General features: G+C 65.2%; 18 protein-coding genes. 13 read left to right on the top strand and 5 right to left on the bottom strand.

Annotation, left to right across the window (positions count from 1 at the left end; all coding sequences use genetic code 11):
* Positions 1 to 136 precede the first annotated feature (136 nt).
* Together NDI89_RS14820 and NDI89_RS14815 are read right to left on the bottom strand one after the other, a co-directional pair.
* On the bottom strand, positions 137 to 571 hold the full coding sequence (locus NDI89_RS14820; RefSeq protein ID WP_226006868.1) for a hypothetical protein: 435 nt from the start codon (positions 569 to 571) through the stop codon (positions 137 to 139).
* A 110-nt stretch (positions 572 to 681) separates the two neighbouring features.
* Positions 682 to 1,359, bottom strand: coding sequence for an MBL fold metallo-hydrolase (locus NDI89_RS14815; protein ID WP_277522439.1), 678 nt, complete (start codon positions 1,357 to 1,359; stop codon positions 682 to 684).
* A 142-nt stretch (positions 1,360 to 1,501) separates the two neighbouring features.
* On the opposite strand from NDI89_RS14815, the gene NDI89_RS14810 reads away from it, so the two are divergent.
* Positions 1,502 to 2,497, top strand: a complete 996-nt coding sequence (locus tag NDI89_RS14810) for a hypothetical protein (protein WP_277522437.1) — start codon at positions 1,502 to 1,504, stop codon at positions 2,495 to 2,497.
* Here the strand turns inward: NDI89_RS14810 and NDI89_RS14805 are convergent, their stop codons facing one another.
* Positions 2,498 to 3,664: a cystathionine gamma-synthase gene (locus tag NDI89_RS14805; RefSeq protein ID WP_277522435.1), complete on the bottom strand. Its 1,167-nt coding sequence runs from the start codon at positions 3,662 to 3,664 to the stop codon at positions 2,498 to 2,500.
* A gap of 228 nt (positions 3,665 to 3,892) precedes the next feature.
* On the opposite strand from NDI89_RS14805, the gene NDI89_RS14800 reads away from it, so the two are divergent.
* The 11 genes from NDI89_RS14800 (at position 3,893) to NDI89_RS14750 (ending at position 14,828) form a co-directional block, all read left to right on the top strand.
* Positions 3,893 to 4,201 (top strand): 50S ribosomal protein L21e, encoded by a 309-nt coding sequence (locus NDI89_RS14800; RefSeq protein ID WP_226006872.1) that lies wholly within the window; start codon positions 3,893 to 3,895, stop codon positions 4,199 to 4,201.
* A gap of 7 nt (positions 4,202 to 4,208) precedes the next feature.
* On the top strand, positions 4,209 to 4,565 hold the full coding sequence (locus NDI89_RS14795; protein WP_277522431.1) for an RNA polymerase Rpb4 family protein: 357 nt from the start codon (positions 4,209 to 4,211) through the stop codon (positions 4,563 to 4,565).
* 45 nt (positions 4,566 to 4,610) lie between these two features.
* On the top strand, positions 4,611 to 5,207 hold the full coding sequence (locus NDI89_RS14790; protein ID WP_277522430.1) for a DUF655 domain-containing protein: 597 nt from the start codon (positions 4,611 to 4,613) through the stop codon (positions 5,205 to 5,207).
* Positions 5,208 to 5,256: 49 nt separating this feature from the next.
* Positions 5,257 to 5,418 carry a hypothetical protein gene (locus NDI89_RS14785; protein ID WP_277522428.1) on the top strand — a complete coding sequence of 54 codons (162 nt, stop codon included), beginning with the start codon at positions 5,257 to 5,259 and terminating at the stop codon, positions 5,416 to 5,418.
* An 86-nt stretch (positions 5,419 to 5,504) separates the two neighbouring features.
* Entirely contained in the window at positions 5,505 to 6,344 is an 840-nt protein-coding gene (locus NDI89_RS14780) for a 16S ribosomal RNA methyltransferase A (protein WP_277522427.1), read from the top strand.
* 115 nt (positions 6,345 to 6,459) lie between these two features.
* Complete coding sequence (locus tag NDI89_RS14775; RefSeq protein WP_277522425.1) at positions 6,460 to 7,623, top strand: mechanosensitive ion channel family protein; 1,164 nt, start codon at positions 6,460 to 6,462, stop codon at positions 7,621 to 7,623.
* The gene (locus tag NDI89_RS14770; RefSeq protein WP_277522423.1) at positions 7,624 to 8,196 is read left to right on the top strand and encodes a HemK2/MTQ2 family protein methyltransferase; all 573 of its coding nucleotides are present in this window, start codon (positions 7,624 to 7,626) and stop codon (positions 8,194 to 8,196) included.
* A 70-nt stretch (positions 8,197 to 8,266) separates the two neighbouring features.
* Positions 8,267 to 9,478 (top strand): PQQ-like beta-propeller repeat protein, encoded by a 1,212-nt coding sequence (locus tag NDI89_RS14765; RefSeq protein ID WP_277522421.1) that lies wholly within the window; start codon positions 8,267 to 8,269, stop codon positions 9,476 to 9,478.
* 229 nt (positions 9,479 to 9,707) lie between these two features.
* The gene (locus tag NDI89_RS14760; protein WP_277522418.1) at positions 9,708 to 10,712 is read left to right on the top strand and encodes a 5-methyltetrahydropteroyltriglutamate--homocysteine methyltransferase; all 1,005 of its coding nucleotides are present in this window, start codon (positions 9,708 to 9,710) and stop codon (positions 10,710 to 10,712) included.
* A complete protein-coding gene (locus NDI89_RS14755) occupies positions 10,709 to 11,782 on the top strand; it encodes a methionine synthase (protein WP_277522416.1) in 1,074 nt (357 codons plus the stop codon). The genes NDI89_RS14760 and NDI89_RS14755 overlap by 4 nt, the downstream gene beginning before the upstream one ends.
* Positions 11,783 to 12,320: 538 nt before the next feature.
* The gene (locus NDI89_RS14750; RefSeq protein WP_425607763.1) at positions 12,321 to 14,828 is read left to right on the top strand and encodes a glycoside hydrolase family 3 protein; all 2,508 of its coding nucleotides are present in this window, start codon (positions 12,321 to 12,323) and stop codon (positions 14,826 to 14,828) included.
* A 70-nt stretch (positions 14,829 to 14,898) separates the two neighbouring features.
* Here the strand turns inward: NDI89_RS14750 and NDI89_RS14745 are convergent, their stop codons facing one another.
* A complete protein-coding gene (locus tag NDI89_RS14745) occupies positions 14,899 to 15,510 on the bottom strand; it encodes a hypothetical protein (protein ID WP_277522412.1) in 612 nt (203 codons plus the stop codon).
* Between the two features lie 445 nt (positions 15,511 to 15,955).
* Between NDI89_RS14745 and NDI89_RS14740 the strand changes: the two genes are divergently transcribed.
* A complete protein-coding gene (locus NDI89_RS14740) occupies positions 15,956 to 17,116 on the top strand; it encodes a Gfo/Idh/MocA family protein (protein WP_277522410.1) in 1,161 nt (386 codons plus the stop codon).
* Between the two features lie 90 nt (positions 17,117 to 17,206).
* Here NDI89_RS14740 and NDI89_RS14735 read toward each other — a convergent pair whose 3' ends face one another.
* Positions 17,207 to 17,455: a hypothetical protein gene (locus tag NDI89_RS14735; protein WP_277522408.1), complete on the bottom strand. Its 249-nt coding sequence runs from the start codon at positions 17,453 to 17,455 to the stop codon at positions 17,207 to 17,209.
* Positions 17,456 to 17,528: the final 73 nt, after the last annotated feature.

Genomic DNA, 17,528 nt, shown 5'->3' with positions numbered 1-17,528 from the left:
GTCATCGATGAAGGCTGCATACGGACGAAGAGTGGCTATCGAGAACGGGCTCCCGGCGCGTCGGAGGTGCGCATTTCGACGAAACGAAATGCTCGAGAATCCCGTTCGGCGGCACGGCGAGGGGTTCGGAACCGCGTTATCGATCTCGATCCCGATTCGCTCCCAGATCGGCCTCCGAGACGATCTCCGCACCGACCGGGGAGAGATCGACCGTCACGTCCTCGGTAACCGCTTTACTGATTTCGTCCAGGTTCCCCGCGAGGACCGTCACCACGTCGTCGGGACTGGTGTAGACCAGCATGTTCCCGTCCTGTCCCTCCGCGACGAGCTGGGTATCGTTCAGGACGACCTGGTCGTTCTGAATCGTCGCCGAGACGACCGGCAGGGCTGCGGGCTTCCCCGGCTCGTCGTCCCTGACCTTGCGGATGTGTACCTCGTCGAGGTCGATTACCTCCTTGTACTCCTTGATCTGCTCGGCGCAGTCGACCATGTCGTTGAGGAGGGCGGTCCGACGCTCGTTGCCGTGCTCACCGTTGAGACAGTGCTGACAGACGCGGAGTTCGATTCGCATTACACGTCCGTTGGCATTGGATACCGATGAGAATTCCGCTTCTACTCGCCCCACCGCGACCGCGCGCTCGCCCCCTCGCAACGCCGAGACGGTGATCCGGCGGCCTCGAGTCACTCCGCCAACTGCTCGCGTATCTCTCGGATTCGTTCGGTTCCCCGGTCGACGTACCCGCCGTGATAGCAGACGGTGTGCTCGATCTCGAGTTGGGCCAGCGTCCCGAGCGATTCGACGGCGCGGTCCATGTCGGGCGTGAAGTGGGGTTTCGGACCGTCGAGCGGCTCCGCTCCGTCCGCGACGAGGGCATCGCCGGCGACGAGCAACGACCCGTCCGGGAAGTACAGCGAAACGTGCCCGGGCGAGTGGCCGGGCGTCGCGACGACCTCCATCGGTCCCGCGAGCGTCGGGAACCGGACCCCATCGGCCAGTTCGATATCGACGTCGGCCGGCGGATATCGGTCACCGTCGCCCTTGATCGGTTCCGTCTCGCCCGAGACGTACGCCGATTCGTCGCGATGGGTTGCGACGATCGCATCGACTCTCTCGAGCAGGGCCGCGAGACCGCCGGCGTGGTCCGCGTCGTGGTGGGTCAAAATCACCAGCCAGACGTCCGTCAGCTCGTATCCCAGTGATCGGAGATGCGTCTCGAGGCCGCCCACGGCACCCTGGGGACCCGCGTCGATCAATACGAGTCCGCGATCGGTCTCGACGGCCGTCGGGGTGACCGTGATCTCTCTGTCGTCGTATTCGACCGTAATCGGGAGCGTGTGAACGCCGGCATCGTTCTGCATACAGGAGGTATTCGGTGCCGGCACGATAGATTTGCCCCTCCGCGAGCGCGGAGCGCGTTCGAGTCGCCCGGAAAACATTTATTCCGGCGTAAGCAATTTAATTACATTCGTTTTATTACCATCGGCTATGTAGTCGAGCGCGATGCAAAACGAGGTTCAGGTGCCACTGCTCGAGGACGACGATGCGCAGCTCGCTGCCGTTCGGCAGCAGGGACTCCCCGAGACGGTCGTTCCGTTGATCGATACGTACGAGGAAACCGTCGGCGACAGGGATCGATTCCTCTGGCGCTGGCTCTATCACCTGTTTCCGTCGTTTCGGCTGTCGTGCGTCGACGCCGACCGGAGTCGGACGGTCCGTGACGCGAAGCTGATCGCGACGATGTACATCGTCGTCGCGGACGACGTCGCGGAACGCCACGCCGATCGGGCGACGTTCGACGAACTCGCGACGATCCCGTTCGACGGTCGCCGTCCCGACCCGGATCGATCCGCCGTCGACGGCGACGTGGTTCGGTTCCTAATGGATCTCTGGGACCGCTTCGAAGTGGCGTACGACGCGGGACCGCGCGCGGACGAGTTCGCGGACCTGCTCCGGTTCGACCTCCGACAGGCGCTCCAGGCGATCGAGTACTCGTACCTCGCGAATCGCCATCCCGGTCTCGTCTCGGAGCGGGCGCTCTGGCGGTACGACGCCCGCAACATGCTGATGTTCGTCTACGCCGACATCGACCTCGCGAACGCGTCGTCGTTCGACTCGAGCGACCTCGCCTCGCTGCGGCAGGTCATCGATCGAACGGAACGGATGGCCCGTATCGGCAACTGGCTCTCGACCTGGAAGCGCGAACTCGACGAGGGCGACTGGTGCTCCGGCGTCGTCGTCCACGCGCTCGAAAGTGACATTATCTCACGGGAGCAGCTCCGGTCGATCCGGCAGCAGCCGACCGACGACGCGATCGACCCGGTCGTCGATGCGATCAGCGACTCCGGCGTCGAGGACTACTTCCTCGATCGCTGGCGAACCGAGTACGAGAACGCCAGCCGGTTCGAGCCCGACATCGAGAGCGTCGACATCGGCGCGTACCTCGAGGGCTTCGAAACCATACTCCGCTACCACATGGCCAGCGAAGGGAAGAAGTAGCTACGAGAGCGCCGCTTCGATCGCGCCCTCGAGGTCCGCGATCAGATCGTCGACGTGCTCGATCCCGACGCTGACGCGGATCAGGCTGTCCGAGAGGCCGGCCGCGAGCCGCTCTTCGCGCGGAATCGCGGCGTGGGTCATCGGCGCGGGTTGTTCGATCAGGCTCTCGACCCCGCCGAGGCTCTCCGCGAGCGTGAACACCTCGGTGTTCGAGACGACCTCGCTGGCCTCCTCGAGGCTCGCGTCCAGTTCGAAGCTCAGCATGCCGCCGAAGTCGTCCATCTGCTCGGCGGCGATCTCGTGGCCGGGATGGGACTCGAGCCCGGGGTAGTAGACGCGGTCGACGTCGGGGTGGTCGTCGAGCCAGCCCGCGATCCGCCGGGCGTTCTCGCAGTGGCGGTCCATCCGGACGGGCAGCGTCTTGGTCCCGCGGAGGACGAGGAAGGACTCGAAGGGGCCGGGCGTCGCGCCGACGGAGTTCTGATAGAAGCCCAGCCGCTCGTCCAGATCCTCATCGTTCGTGAGTAAGGCCCCGCCCACGACGTCGGAGTGGCCGCCGAGATACTTCGTCAGCGAGTGGGAGACGATGTCCGCGCCGAGGTCCAGCGGTCGCTGCAGGTACGGCGTCGCGAACGTGTTGTCGATCGCACAGAGCGCGTCGTGAGCGTGGGCGATCTCGGCCGCTCCCGAAATATCGACGATCGACATGAGCGGGTTCGTCGGCGTCTCGAGCCAGAGCAGCGCCGTCTCCTCTCGGAACGCCGTCTCAATTTCGTCGAGATCGGTCATATCGACGAAGCTGAACTCGAGGTCGTAGTCCTCGTAGACCTGCGTGAAGATGCGGTGGGTACCGCCGTAGACGTCGTTGCCGGTGACGACGTGATCGCCGGCCTCGAGCAGGTTGAGCACGGTGTTGATCGAGGCCATCCCGCTGGCGAAGGCGCGCCCGTACGCGGCGTTCTCGAGGCTCGCGAGGTTCGCCTCGAGGTCGCTTCGGGTCGGGTTACCGGTCCGCGAGTACTCGTAGCCGCGGTGGTCCCCCGGGGCGTCCTGCTCGTACGTAGAGTTCGCGTGAATCGGCGTCATCAGCGCGCCGGTGTCGGCGTCGGGTTCCTGGCCGGCGTGGATGGATCTGGTCTCGATCCGATGGTCGGAATCGTCGTCCATACTGGGATAGGCGGTTCGCGGTTAGATCACTGTTGGGGAAGATATTAGTGTGCAGTCGGGTCGGCTGCAAGCAGTAGTACCGCGCGAGCGGAGCGAGCGCGGCCTTTTTTTGGTCCAGATTTTTTATCGGGGTTCGAGGCCGGCGCAGCCGGCCGAGGACTCCGATAAAAAAGGTGGGCGTAATACGTGTGTTTTATAACCGTCACCGGACAAAGCGGTCGTACGACTATGCCGAAATCTAATGGCCCTCGTCAGGGAACCCGGAAGAAGCTCGCGAACAGTCCTCGAGATCGCGGTACGTCGCCGCCACAGCGCGCGATTCAGGAGTACGAGGAAGGGGAGAAGGTCCACCTGAAGATCGACCCGAGTATCCCGGACGGTCGCTTCCACCCGCGATTCGACGGTCGCACCGGCGAAGTCGTCGGGAAACAGGGCGACGCGTTCAAGGTCGCGATCAACGACGGCGGGAAAGACAAGACCCTGCTCGTGACCGCGGCCCACATGCGCGCACAGAACCAGGAGAAGAACCGGATCTAACCGCAGGATGACGATCTTCAAAGAGATCGTCGACGAGGAGTTCCTGACGGTCTCGGAAACGAAGGAGCTGCTCGCCGACATCGAAGCCGAACGCGCGATGGACGAGGATCGCGAGCTGCGCTACGAGCTCGCGCGAGCGATCGAACACGCCAACCGCTTTGCCCTCCTCGAGCCCGAGGAGGCACAGGCGCTGGTCGACGACCTGCGGGACATCGAGAAGGTCGACGAAGCGACGGCCTACAAGATCGCTAACCTCCTGCCACGCGATCGGGACGAACTCCGGTCGGTGTACGCAAAGCAGCGGTACTCGCTGTCGGGGGGCGAACTCGACGAGATTCTCAACGTCGTCGCCAAGTACGCCTGAGAGCGAGCCGACTCTTTAAGTACGCCGTCACCGTATCATACCGCAATGAGCGAAGCCGATGGCGACGAGACGGACGTTCGGCGCGCGGTCGTGTTGGACTACCTCGCACACGGGCTGTCGGACGACGGCCGACCGCAGTACGCGAAATCCCCGGCAGGCTACGCTGTCGGCATCGATGACTTCCAGCTCTACCAGGTCGCGTTCGACGAAGACGAGCGCCTGACCATCGGGAGCGAGGTCGTCGTCGAACCGCCGGACGAACGGGATATCGTCACCGAGTGCCACCGCGTCGAGTACGAGGACCTCTCGTCGGGGGCCCAATCGGAACTCGAGTACGTCGTCCAGGATCTGGTCGAGGACGACGAGGAGCGCTTCGTCGACTTCTACAACGACGCCCAGCCGATCACGCTGCGACTCCACCAGCTGAACCTGCTGCCGGGCATCGGGAAGAAACTCCGCAACAGCATCCTCGACGAGCGCAAGCGCAAGCCCTTCGAGAGCTTCGAGGAGCTCTCTGAGCGCGTCTCCGGGCTGCACGATCCCGATCAGATACTCGTCGACCGCATCCTCGAGGAGCTTCGCGACGACGATCTGAAGTACCAGACGTTCGTGGGCCGGCGCGAGCAGGAACAGAACCAGTAACGAGATCTCTCACCCGAGTTCGGGATAGTTTCCGAATCGGTCTGTACTCATGAACGGACGAGTCGTCGTGGGCGGGTTCGTCGGAAGCGCCGGATTCGCATTCGGGTGGCTGGTGTTGGAGACGGTCGGCGGCGCAGTTCTGATGGCCGCCTTCGCCGTCGTGTTGTCTGTGCTCGACTCGATACTCGATCGGTATCTCTACGGGCTGTGAGTCGCTCTCCATCGGGACCGCTCGAGTGATACCGACCGAGACCCCGAGACGGTGCGTTTACACCCGCCCCGGCCAAAGCGTCGACAATGAGAGATCCAGACGGACTGATCGCCCGCGCGGGCGTCCGCGGCGATCCGGACCGCGATCAGCACTTCCTCGTCGACGATCGCGTTCTGGACCGGCTACCGACCTATCTAACCGAGATCGACGCCGACACGAGCCACCTGCTCGAGATCGGCGGCGGAACGGGCGCGCTGACGGATCGACTGCTCGCGATCGGCGACGAGGTCACCGTCGTCGAGCGGGACCGCGATCTCGCCGCCTTCCTGCGCGAGGAGTTCGCGGAAGAGATCGACGCCGGCGAACTGACCGTGATAGAGGGCGACGCTCTGGACGTCGACCTGCCCGACTTTTCGGCGTCGGTTTCGAACCTTCCCTACGGCGTCTCGAGCGAGATCGCGTTCCGACTCTTCCCGGAAGAGAAGCCGCTGGTGTTGATGTTTCAACAGGAGTTCGCCGAGCGGATGGTCGCCGAATCCGATACGTCGGAGTACGGGCGACTGTCCGTTTCGAGCCAGCACTACGCGGATATCGAACTCGTCGAATCGATCCCGAAGGAGGCGTTCTCGCCGCCGCCGGCGGTCCAGAGCGCGGTGATTCGAGCGGTTCCGCGGGAGCCCGACTACGCGGTCGAGGACGAGGACTTTTTCCTGCGGTTCGTCAAGGCGCTGTTCACGCAGCGGCGAAAGACGATCCGGAACGCGATACGGAACACGGCTCACATCTCCGGGCTCGAGCAGCCGGAGGCGGTCGTGGACGCGGCCGAAGAGGACGTGCTCCGGAAGCGAGCCGGCGCGATGGCCCCGGCCGACTTTGCGGCGCTCGCCCAGCTCGCGTGGGAGGTCGGCGAGCCCGACGACCGCTGATCCCGTCTCGAGCGGCGGCGGACGACTGATTCGACCGGATCCGGCGACTATCCCCGGCACCCCCCAATCAACGGATACTCAAAGCTGCACGGACGAGGGGCTGAGAGACGAACGCATGACCGGACTACTGACTGGGCCCGACTGGTTGTCGGAGCTGTTTCCGACGACCCCCCTCAAACTCGCGGTGTCGGTCGTAGCGGTCGGACTCGTCATCGCCGTGTTGGTCTCCTACCGGCGGCATCACACGTGGCTGGCCGATCGGACGAGACCGATATACGCCGACGTGCTTTCGATGACGCTGCTCATCGGAAGCTGTCTGGTGAGCCTCGTCGTCGTGACGGGCGTGTGGGGTCGGACGAACGCGATCCAGCAGCTCTTCGTGGGCCTCAATCTCAGTACCGACACCGTTCCGCGTGCCGTGTTTTCCTTCGTTCTGCTCATCGCGACCGTCATCGTCTCCCGATTCGTTCGACGGATCATCGAGGAGGTGATGAATTCGGCGGCGGCCGTCACCGAACACCAGCGACAGGTCACACATCGGCTCTCGCAGGTGACCATCTGGTCCGCTTCGCTCGTCATCATTCTGGGGATCTGGATCGAGGACCTCGGTAGCCTGCTCGTCGGGGCCGGGTTCCTCGGGATCGTCCTCGGTATGGCCGCCCGGCAGACCCTCGGAACGATGCTGTCCGGCTTCGTCCTGATGTTCGCACGGCCCTTCGAGATCGGCGACTGGATCGAAGTCGAGGACAACGAGGGGATCGTCACCGATATCTCGATCGTCAACACCCGCATCCGGTCGTTCGACGGCGAGTACATCATGATCCCCAACGACGTCATCGCCTCGAGCATGGTGACGAACCGCTCGAAACGAGGGCGACTGCGACTCGAGATCGAGGTCGGCGTCGACTACGGCACCGACGTCGACCGGGCGGCGGAACTCGCCGAGGAAGCGATCGACGACGTCGAGGAGGCGATGACCGCGCCGTCACCGCAGGTCGTCGGCAAGTCCTTCGGCGACTCCGAAGTGGTACTGGGAGTCCGGTTCTGGATCGACAAGCCGAGTGCCAGACGCTACTGGAAGGCCAGAACCGCCGCGATCGACGCCGTCAAACGCGCCTTCGAGGACGAGGACGTCAAGATCCCGTTCCCGCAGCGCGAACTCTCCGGTCGCGCGGAAACCGACGGCTTCCGGATCGCCGACGAGGACCGAAGCCCGCCCTCGGACGATCAGGATGATACCGGAACGGAACACCGCATGACGACACCGGAGGACACGTAGATGGGACTCGAGGAGCGCCGCGATCGGGAACCGGACGTCTACCAGCCCGCGGAGGACTCGGAACTGCTCGCCGAGGCGGCCTGCGAGCGCCTCGGGGGGAGCGACCTGGTCCTCGAGGTCGGAACGGGCTCCGGCTACGTCGCCGGACGGATCGCCGACGGGACGAGCGCTCGCGTGATCGCGTCGGATCTGAACCCACACGCCGTGCGACAGGCCCGTCGGGAGGGCGTCGAGACGGTGCGGGCGGATCTCGTCTCGCCGTTTCGGGACGAGACGTTCGATGCCGTCGTGTTCAATCCTCCCTACCTGCCGACCGACCCCGAGAACGAGTGGGACGACTGGATGGAACACGCGCTGTCCGGCGGCGAGGACGGCCGCGCCGTTATCGATCCGTTCCTCGACAACGTCGGCCGCGTCCTCGCTCCCGACGGCGTCGTCTATCTGCTCGTGAGCAGCCTCACCGGAGTCGACGGGGTCGTCGAGCGGGCCGGCGAGGCGGGCTTCAGCGCGGTCGCCGTCGCCGACGAGTCGTTCCCGTTCGAGACGCTGACGGTGCTCGAGTTGCTCCGATAGCAGCCGAGAGGCGGTCGGTGGAAATACGTCATCCGAAGATTCTTTTCCGATGAGTGGGAGGTCTCGCGTGATGCCCTCCACCCGACGGACTCTACTGGCGAGCGTCGGTGCGACCGGCGGGAGCGTCGCGCTCGCCGGTTGTTCGCTGCTCTCGCGAGTTAGGGGCCCCGACGACCCGCCGCCGTCCGGTGTCGACGAGCTACCGGATCCCGGGAATAGCGCCCGCGGTGCGAACGGCGAGTGGTCGACGTTCGGCTGCAATGGGGCCAATACGCGCGAGGTTGCCGACGGTCAGGCACCGGTCGATGGCGTCACCGAGCGCTGGCGCGTGGAGGTCGCACAAACCGCGTATCAGGCACCGGTCGTCGCCGGCGGCCGTGTCTACCAGCCCGACGTGGACACCCTTCGGGTCCTCGATGCCACCGACGGATCGCAACTGTGGACGACCGAGACCGTCGGGACGGTGCCGTTGCTCTGGAACGATGTCGCCTACGTCTCGACCGGAGATGCGATTCGCGCGCTCGAGGCCGACACGGGCGAGCAGCTGTGGGAACGGGAATTCGAGACGCCCGGTGTGGTGACGACGCCGGCGACGCGCGCCGGTGAGCAACTCGTCTGCGGCGCAGGGGAACGGGTCGTCGCGCTCGATCCCGACGACGGGTCGGTTCGCTGGGACCGCGAGGTCTTCGGTCAGGTCCAGAACCATCCGGCCGTCTTCAAGGCCCACTGGTTCGTCATCACCACTCGAGCCGGGATGGTGTATCTGCTGGACGGGGACGGAACGGGTGGACGACGGTGGCAACTACCCGCCGAGCCGACGGCGCCGCCCAGTGCGGACACCGACTCGGTCTACGTCAACTGCAGAGACGGAACCACGTACGCGCTGATGGACGACGGGCTATCGGACCCGACCCGGAACTGGACGGCCGATACCGGCTGGGCCGACCGCGGTATCGCCGTGGCCGACGGGATCGCTCTCGTCGCGAACGGGCAAGGGATTCACGCCGTCGATACCGAATCCGGTGATCGGTACTGGGACTACGACATCGGCGACTGGCGACACACCGCGCCGGCGTACGGTCGCGATACCGTCTTCGTCGGCGGCGATCGTCTCCGCGCCCTGGATCCGACACCGGGAGACAGTCCGAGCGGCGGCCCAGCAGTCCGCTTCGAGCGCGAGTTCGCGGGGCGTGTCGGCCCTGGACCGGTGCTCGACGACGGCACGGTTTACGTCGTCGCACAGGTCGACGACGGGACATACGCCCTGCTGGCACTGGAGTGATACTGCGAATCCCATCGCTGCGTCCGACACACTCGAGTCGACTTGCCGATCGACAGCGGCTCGTTTCGGTTTCGATCCGACAGCTGTTTGTCGGGTAGCAGATGTGTGACGCTTGCTCATGCACGTCTCGAAATCGGGGCCGGAATCGGCCGAAACCCGAGCAAATTACTGCTGTGTATTAGAACGGATGGAAAATATTAAGCGTCGGTATAGCCTAGCCGGGGACACGATGACTGAGTACGTTTCGACCACGCCGGGGCTGTATCCGCTCCCGGACTGGGCGAAAGACGACCTTTCGGATCTGAAAGGGCACCAGAAACACGACCTCATCAGCGGCGATGAGGGCGAAGAAATCACGACGGCTTACGAGGAGGCTCGCGAGGAAGTGATCGGCGTCCAGCAGGATGCCGGTCTCGACCGCATCGTCGAGGGCCAGCTGCGCTGGGACGACATGCTCGCCCACCCGCTGGCGGTCGCCGACGCCGTCGAAACGCGCGGGATCGTCCGCTACTACGACAACAACAACTTCTACCGAGAGCCGGTCGTACAGGACGATCTCGAGCCCACCGGCGACGTCGCCGACGAACTCGAGACCGCGGCGGAACTCGCCGCCGCCGACGACCTGCAGGCCGTTCTCCCCGGTCCGTACTCGCTCGCCGATCTCGCCACCGACGAACACTACGGTGACGAGGCGGCGTTCCTCGGCGCCGTTGCGGAGTTCCTCGAGGGCGAGGTCGACGCCTTCCCCGAGCACGAAACGCTGTTCCTGCTCGAACCCTCGCTGGTCGAGTCGGCGCCCGAGGACGGGCAGGACGAGCGAGCGAGCGAGGCGATCGATCGCGTCGCGAGCGCGACTGACGCCGACGTCGTCGTCCAGCCCTACTGGGGCGCGCTCGAGGAGAAGGTCTACGCGCACCTGCTCGATGCCGACATCGACGCCGTCGGCTTCGACTTCGTCGCGAACCAGGACGACAACCTCTACAACATTCAGGAGTACGGCGCACCCGACGACATCGCCTTGGGCCTCGCCGACGGCCAGAACACGCTCGTCGAAGATCCCGAAGCGATCCGCGACCGGACCGAGTGGGTCGAAGGCCAACTCGGCGTCACCGACTTCGAGACGGTCTACCTGACGACGAACACGGAGACGTTCTACCTGCCCTACGGCAAGTACGTGGAGAAACTCGAGGTCCTCGCGGAAGCCGCGGACCTCGCGGAGGTGAAAGCAGCATGAGCAACGAAAACAAAGATCAGTTCCGACAGCCGGATCACGAGTCCGACCACTTCCTGCTGACGACCGTCGTCGGCTCCTACCCGAAGCCCAAGTGGCTCAACCGCGCGAAGGAGCTCTATCAGGACGACGATCACGGCTTCGACGAAGACGACTATCAGGAGGCCAAAGACGACGCGGCCCGCCTCATCACGAACGAACACGAGCGCGCCGGCCTCGACGTCGTCGTCGACGGCGAGATGCGGCGCAACGAGATGGTCGAGTTCTTCGCCCACCGCATCGAGGGCTACGAGTTCAACGGCCCCGTCAAGGTCTGGGGACACAACTACTTCGACAAGCCAAGCGTCGTCAGCGAGGTCGAGTACGACGAGAGCTGGCTCGTCGACGAGTACGAGTTCACCGCCGAGGCGAGCGACCGGCCGGTCAAGGTCCCGATCACGGGTCCCTACACCCTCGCAAACTGGTCGTTCAACGAGGCCTACGATGACGACGACGAGCTCACCCTCGAGCTCGCCGACCTCGTCAACGAGGAGATCGAGAAGCTCGTCGACGCCGGTGCGCGCTACATCCAGATCGACGAGCCCGCGCTCGCGACCACGCCCGACGACCACGCGATCGTCGGCGAGGCACTCGAGCACATCGTCGCCGACATTCCCGACGACGTCCGCATCGGCCTCCACGTCTGTTACGGCGACTACTCCCGCATCTACCCCGAGATCCTCGAGTTCCCGGTCGACGAGTTCGACCTCGAGCTCGCGAACGGCGACTACGACCAGCTCGACGTGTTCAAAGACCCCGAGTTCAGCAAGGACCTCGCCCTCGGCGTCTGCGACGCCCACGTCGCGGAAGTCGAGTCGGTCGAGCAGATCGAGGAGAACATCAAGAAGGGTCTCGAGGTCGTCCCGCCGGAACAGCTCGTCGTCTCGCCGGACTGCGGCGTGAAGCTGCTGCCCCGCGAGGTCGCCTACGGCAAGATGGCGAACATGGTGCAGGCGGCCCGTAACGTCGAGGCCGATCTCGACGCGGGTAACATCGACGTCGAGCGCGGCGCGCCGACGCCCGCCGACGACTGATCGGGACGGCGTCGGAACGTTTTGCGTCCGAGTCCGACGGCGTTTCGGCCACGTATTGAATCGACGGGACGGAGTATCCTGATTCTCGATCGGCAGTCGACCGCGGCGACTTCGACGCGAGTCGGCTCGTCCGATCGTTCGTTTACTGCCACGTGCGACGAAAGGGGTGTTCAACTGACTGGATAGTACGAACTGTTGACTCCGTTCCGATACGTGGCATGTGGTGCCCGAAGCCAACTGAGAACAGCGCTGTACCGTTGCACGCCGATTCGATCCGTCCGGGCGGTACGATCTCGGACGACTCGGGCTGTCGATCCGAATCGAGCGGTGGCAGTAATTGAGAACCGGCGGTCCGGACCGCACGAACCCGCGACGAACCCATAATCGAAAAACCATGTAGTCGTCCAAAAAATATTATTTATTACTATTTCTGTAGGCAATTTTTATACAGTATAAGATAGTCGTATGTGCTTGCATGTCAGAAGAAACGACATCGAGATACGAGGGTGAATCGATCGACGAATCGCGCCGAACGTTCATGAAATCGACCGGTGTGGCGACTGCGACGTCCGCGATCGGCGTCGGAGCGAATACGGCCGCCGCCGAGGGAGGCGGCGACGATATCGGCGGTCTGATCGCCGAGATGAGCCTCGAGCGGAAAGTCGGACAGATGACGCAGGTGGCGATCGACGACCTCGGCGACGGGTTCGGTCCCGACACCGAGTTCAACGACCACGACGACGCCGACACGCTCGGCGAGCTGTTTACCGACCTCCACGTCGGATCGGTCCTCAACGGCGGCGCGTCCGGCCCGACGTGGGACGGGGAGGAGTTCGTCGCGGGGCTCAACCGGCTTCAGGAGTACGCCGTGACGACCACCGAGCACGGAATCCCCTTCCTCTGGGGCGGAGACGCCCTCCACGGGAACACCCTGCTGGACGGCTGTACGAGCTTCCCCCAGCGGCTCAACATGGGGGCGACCCGCGACGTCGACCTCGTCGAGGCGGCGGCGACGCACACCGGCACCGAGATCGCGGCGATGGGCGGCCACTGGATTTTCGGGCCGACGGTCGACGTGCTCCGCGACATGCGCTGGGGGCGGTACTTCGAGGGCCACAGCGAGGACCCGATGCTGCTGGGCGAACTGGGACGTGCACGAGCGCGCGGGTTCCAGCAGAGCGATCGCGTGGCCGCGACGGTCAAACACTTCGCCGGCTACGGAACGCCCAACACCGGGAAGGACCGCGCACACGCTCGGACGTCGATGCGCGATCTCCGCACCCGCCAGCTCCCGGCCTACGCGCGAGCGCTCGAGGAGGCGAAGACGGTGATGGTCAACAGCGGGGCGGTCAACGGCAAGCCCGCCCACGTCTCGCAGTGGCTGCTGACGCAGGTGCTCCGGGAGCGCTACGAATTCGACGGCGTCGTGCTCACCGACTGGGACGACTTCCGGCGATTGATTTCAAACCACGAGTACCTGCCCGACATGGAGTCGGGGTGGCGACGAGCCGTCAAGCAGGGCCTCGAGGCCGGGATCGACATGCACATGTGCGGCGGCGAGACGGCACCGACGGACTTTATCGAGACGACGATCGACCTCGTCGAGAGCGGCGAGATTTCCGAGCATCGTATCGACGAATCGGTCCGTCGGATCCTCGAACTGAAGCGCGATCTCGGTCTGTTCGATCGACCGACGGTCCCGGAAGGCGAGATCGGCGACCTCGTCGGCGGTGCGCGGGACGTCTCGGAGCGACTCGCCAAGGAGTCGCTCGTCTTGCTGGAAAACGAGGGCGACGCGCTCCCGCTCGAGGGGTCCGAGTCACTGCTGTTGACCGGGCCGGGGATCGAGGCGGGAACGGAGAATCGGTTCCTGATGCAACACGGGGGCTGGACGCTCGGCTGGCAGGGGATCGAGGACGGCGATCTGACCGAGGACGGTCCGCGGCCGCGACAGAACACGATCGCGGGGGAGCTGTCGGATCGGCTCGGCGAGCGGTTCACGCACGTCCCAACGGAATTCGAGGCCGCTCCCTATGCGAGCATCTACGAGAACTTCGATAACGGCTTCTTCGACGTGACGGACGACCAAGAGGCGGCGGTCGTCGACGCCGCGGGGACTGCCGACGCCGTCGTCGTCGTTCTCGGCGAAGGCCCCCACAACGAGGGCTTTGGCGACCGCGACAAGATGCGCTTCCCGAAGGCCCAGCGTGAGCTCGTGGAACTGATCGACGAGGAGACCGCGGACGACGTTCCGGTCGTCGGCGTGATCCTCGCCGGTAGTCCGCGCGGAACCGCCGACACGTTCGGTCATCTCGACGCGATCCTGTTCGCCGGTCAGCCCGGCAGCGATACCGGCGTCGCCGTCACCGACGCGCTCTTCGGCGACTACAATCCCTCGGGGCGGCTCCCGTTCACCTGGGAGGCGAACGTCGGTCACGTGCCGCTGTTCTACGACGACTATCCGCCGCGCCAGTCGATCGGCGCGGCCGACGGCATGATTCAGTACGAGTTCGGACACGGCCTCTCGTACACCGACTGGGAGTACTCGGGGCTCTCGCTGTCGACGGACTCGGTCCGGGACCCGTCGTCGACCTCGACCGTCACGGCGACCGTCGGCGTCGAAAACGCCGGCGAGCGGCCCGGCGAGCACATCGTCGAGGTGTACAACACCGAGTTCTACGGGTCCGTCCTGCAGCCCCACCGTCGGCTGATGGGGTTCGAGCGAGTCGCCCTCGAGCCCGGCGAGTCCGCGACCGTCGACGTCGAACTCGACCTCGCGACGCTCGAGGTCGTCCCCGGCGACGTGCCCGGCGACCGGGCGAGGGTGGTCGAGGCCGGCGAGTACGAGCTCTCGGTCGGCGACGAGACGACGACGCTGACCGTCGAGAACGAGGCGTCGATCACGGACCCGGAGCCGGTACCCGGCCGGTACGACATCGACGGCGACGGTGAGGAGGACTTCGAGGACGTGATGGCCCTCTACCGGCGACTCAAACGCCGGAAGTGGCGGGAGAAACGCGGGCGCGGACGCGATCGGGATCGCTAGGGGCGATCCGAGCCGTTAACGGAAGTCCGTGACGGAGCGTCGCCTCCTCGAGAGCGACGACGGGACGGCGTCAGGAACCGTGCTCCCAGTCGCGAGGATCGACACCGAACGATCGACCGCCCGTTCCGATGCCGATCGCGCCGTCCCGACGAACGGTGATCCCGTAGCCGAACAGGGTCAGTTCGAAGATCACGTCGGTCTCCGACCCGCCGTCGCCGCGGATCGGTTCGTCGACGGCGAACTCGACCGAGTCGATCGTCGGCCCGTCGTCCGCGATCGGCTCGAACGTCGTCGCAGTCAGGCCTCGGATGGTCCCCTCGACGGTAAACGCGATCACACCGGACGGCGAATCGACCGAATCGGCGCCGTCAGTCGACGGACGAACGGCGCGAATGTCGTCTGCGATGTCCTCCCCGTCCGGCGCGGCGATGCCGACGTCGACGTCCTCGAGGCGAACCGATGCCGGCCCCGTCAGGTCGATCGAGACGGGCTCCGAGTCCGCGGTGGAGACCGTGACCGCGACCGGATTCAGCGTCGCTCCCTCGAACTCGGCGAGCAGGGCGGAACCGACCGTCAGGGTCCCTTCGATAGCGAACTCGAGACGATCCGGTGGCACCGTCCGGACGTCGACACCGGTCAATCGGATACTCTCGTGCTCGTCGGGATCGATTCGGATACTCATTCGGTCTTCGCACCCCCGCGTAGGCCCCGAGTGAGTGAAACGTTGTCGTGACACATTGAACGGACGTGTTCGCAGACGAACCGATTCCAGCGATTCATCGCGACGTGCTCTCGGTCGATCCGGGTACGAGTAGCGTCGTCCGGTCCGCGGATGCACCGCTATAGCGATAGTAGTCGTTGAAACGAGTTACTCACCGCTCGCACTCGAGCGGGAGTGCAATGACTTTCAACGACTACTAGAGTCGAACGTGCGACCAGTTCGCGAGAGGGGCCTCGAGAAGGCGATCGACCCCCTCGAGCGAGCGGTTTTCCAGGGACAACCGGGCGAGGCGTACCGGGCGGCGTAGCCGTCCTCGGATCCAGAGTCCGTCGAACCCGGTGGCAGTTCTGACGGACCGAACGGCCGTACGGAAACTTCTAACAGCACCAACCGTGAACCAATTGGTATGACACTCGAGGTCGGCGTGCTCGGCTACCGATTCATGGGGAAGGCACACGCGAACGCGATGGCGCGGCTCCCGATGTTCTTCCCGGACGCGCCCGAGATCGAACGCAGCGTGTTAGTCGGTCGCGACGAGGACGCGCTCTCAGATGCCGCCGACCGACTCGGGTTCTCATCGATCTCGACGGACTGGGCCGAGGTCGTCGACGACGTCGACGTCTTCTACAACCTCGGACCGAACCACGTCCACGCCGAGCCGTCGATCGCCGCCCTCGAGGCCGGCACGCCGGTCTTCTGCGAGAAGCCGCTGGCACCGACCCTCGCGGACGCCGAGTCGATGGCCGAGGCGGCGCGCGAGGCCGGGGGCGACGTACCCGCGGGCTGTGCGTTCAACTACCGCTTCGTGCCGGCGATCCGGTACGCGAAGCGACTGCTCGACGACGGCGAACTCGGCGAGATCCGCCACGTCCGCGGGCGCTACTTGCAGGACTGGTTGGTCGACCCCGAGGCACCGTGGTCGTGGCGCAACGACGAGGAGATGGCGGGCTCGGGGGCGCTGGGCGACCTCGGCGCGCACACCGTCGATCTCCTTCGCTTTCTCGTCGGTGACGACGACCTCGCGGGGGAGATCGAACGCGTCAGCGGTCACTTGCAGACGTTCGTCGACGAACGGCCGGTCGAGGGCGAGACTCCGGAGGAGTCTCGCGGAGACGGCAACGCCGTCGAAACGCGGCCGGTCACCGTCGACGACGCCTACTCCGCACAGCTCGCGTACGAACACGGCGCGATGGGCACCATCGAGGCCACCCGGGCGGCGACGGGCCACAAGAACGACCACACCATCGAGATCCACGGCTCCGAGGGCAGTCTGCGGTTCTCCCTCGAGCGGCTGAACGAACTCGAGGTGCTCCGAAGCGACGACAATCGCGGCTACGAGACGATTCTGGTCACCGACGAGGACGACCCCTACGTCGATCACTGGTGGCCGCCGGGCCACGTGCTGGGCTGGGAGCACACGTTCGTCCACGAGAACTACGAGTTCCTGAGCGCCGTGGCGGAGGGCCGCGAGTTCGCACCGAACTTCGAGGACGGCCTGGCCGCACAGCGGGTCCTCGCCGCGATCGAGGAGAGCGACGACCGCGGCGAGTGGGTCGGGCTCGAGTAGCCGAAGCCGAGTAACAACTGCCGTCTCCGTCCCCGAGTGATGCCGCCGGTCGTCTTCCCCAGATCGACTCGAATCGCCCTCGACCGTCGACTACTCGTCTTCGATCCGGTCGACCGTGTGGATCTCGTCGTATCGAACGCTTCCCTCCCCGGGCGGCTGCTCGTCGAGCTCGAGATAGCCGGCTTCGAAGCCCGTCACCTCGCCGGTGGCGTCCGTCAGGTGGTCTTCGGTTCGTTCCTCGCTGCGAACCTCGACGAAATCGCCGATTTCGAGATGCTCTCGAACGAGCGCCTCAGTTCGATTCGTATCAGCGTCCGTGGGGATCGTCAGGTGGGTCATCTATTCGTACCGGAGGGGGCCTACGCCGGTAGTAGTTGAGCCGGTATTCGCAACTCGAGACCGCGCGTTTCGG

The sequence above is a fragment of the Natrinema salsiterrestre genome, from assembly GCF_029502005.1.
In the GTDB taxonomy this organism is placed as follows: domain Archaea; phylum Halobacteriota; class Halobacteria; order Halobacteriales; family Natrialbaceae; genus Natrinema; species Natrinema salsiterrestre.
This window is presented reverse-complemented; position numbering and strand designations above follow the sequence as displayed.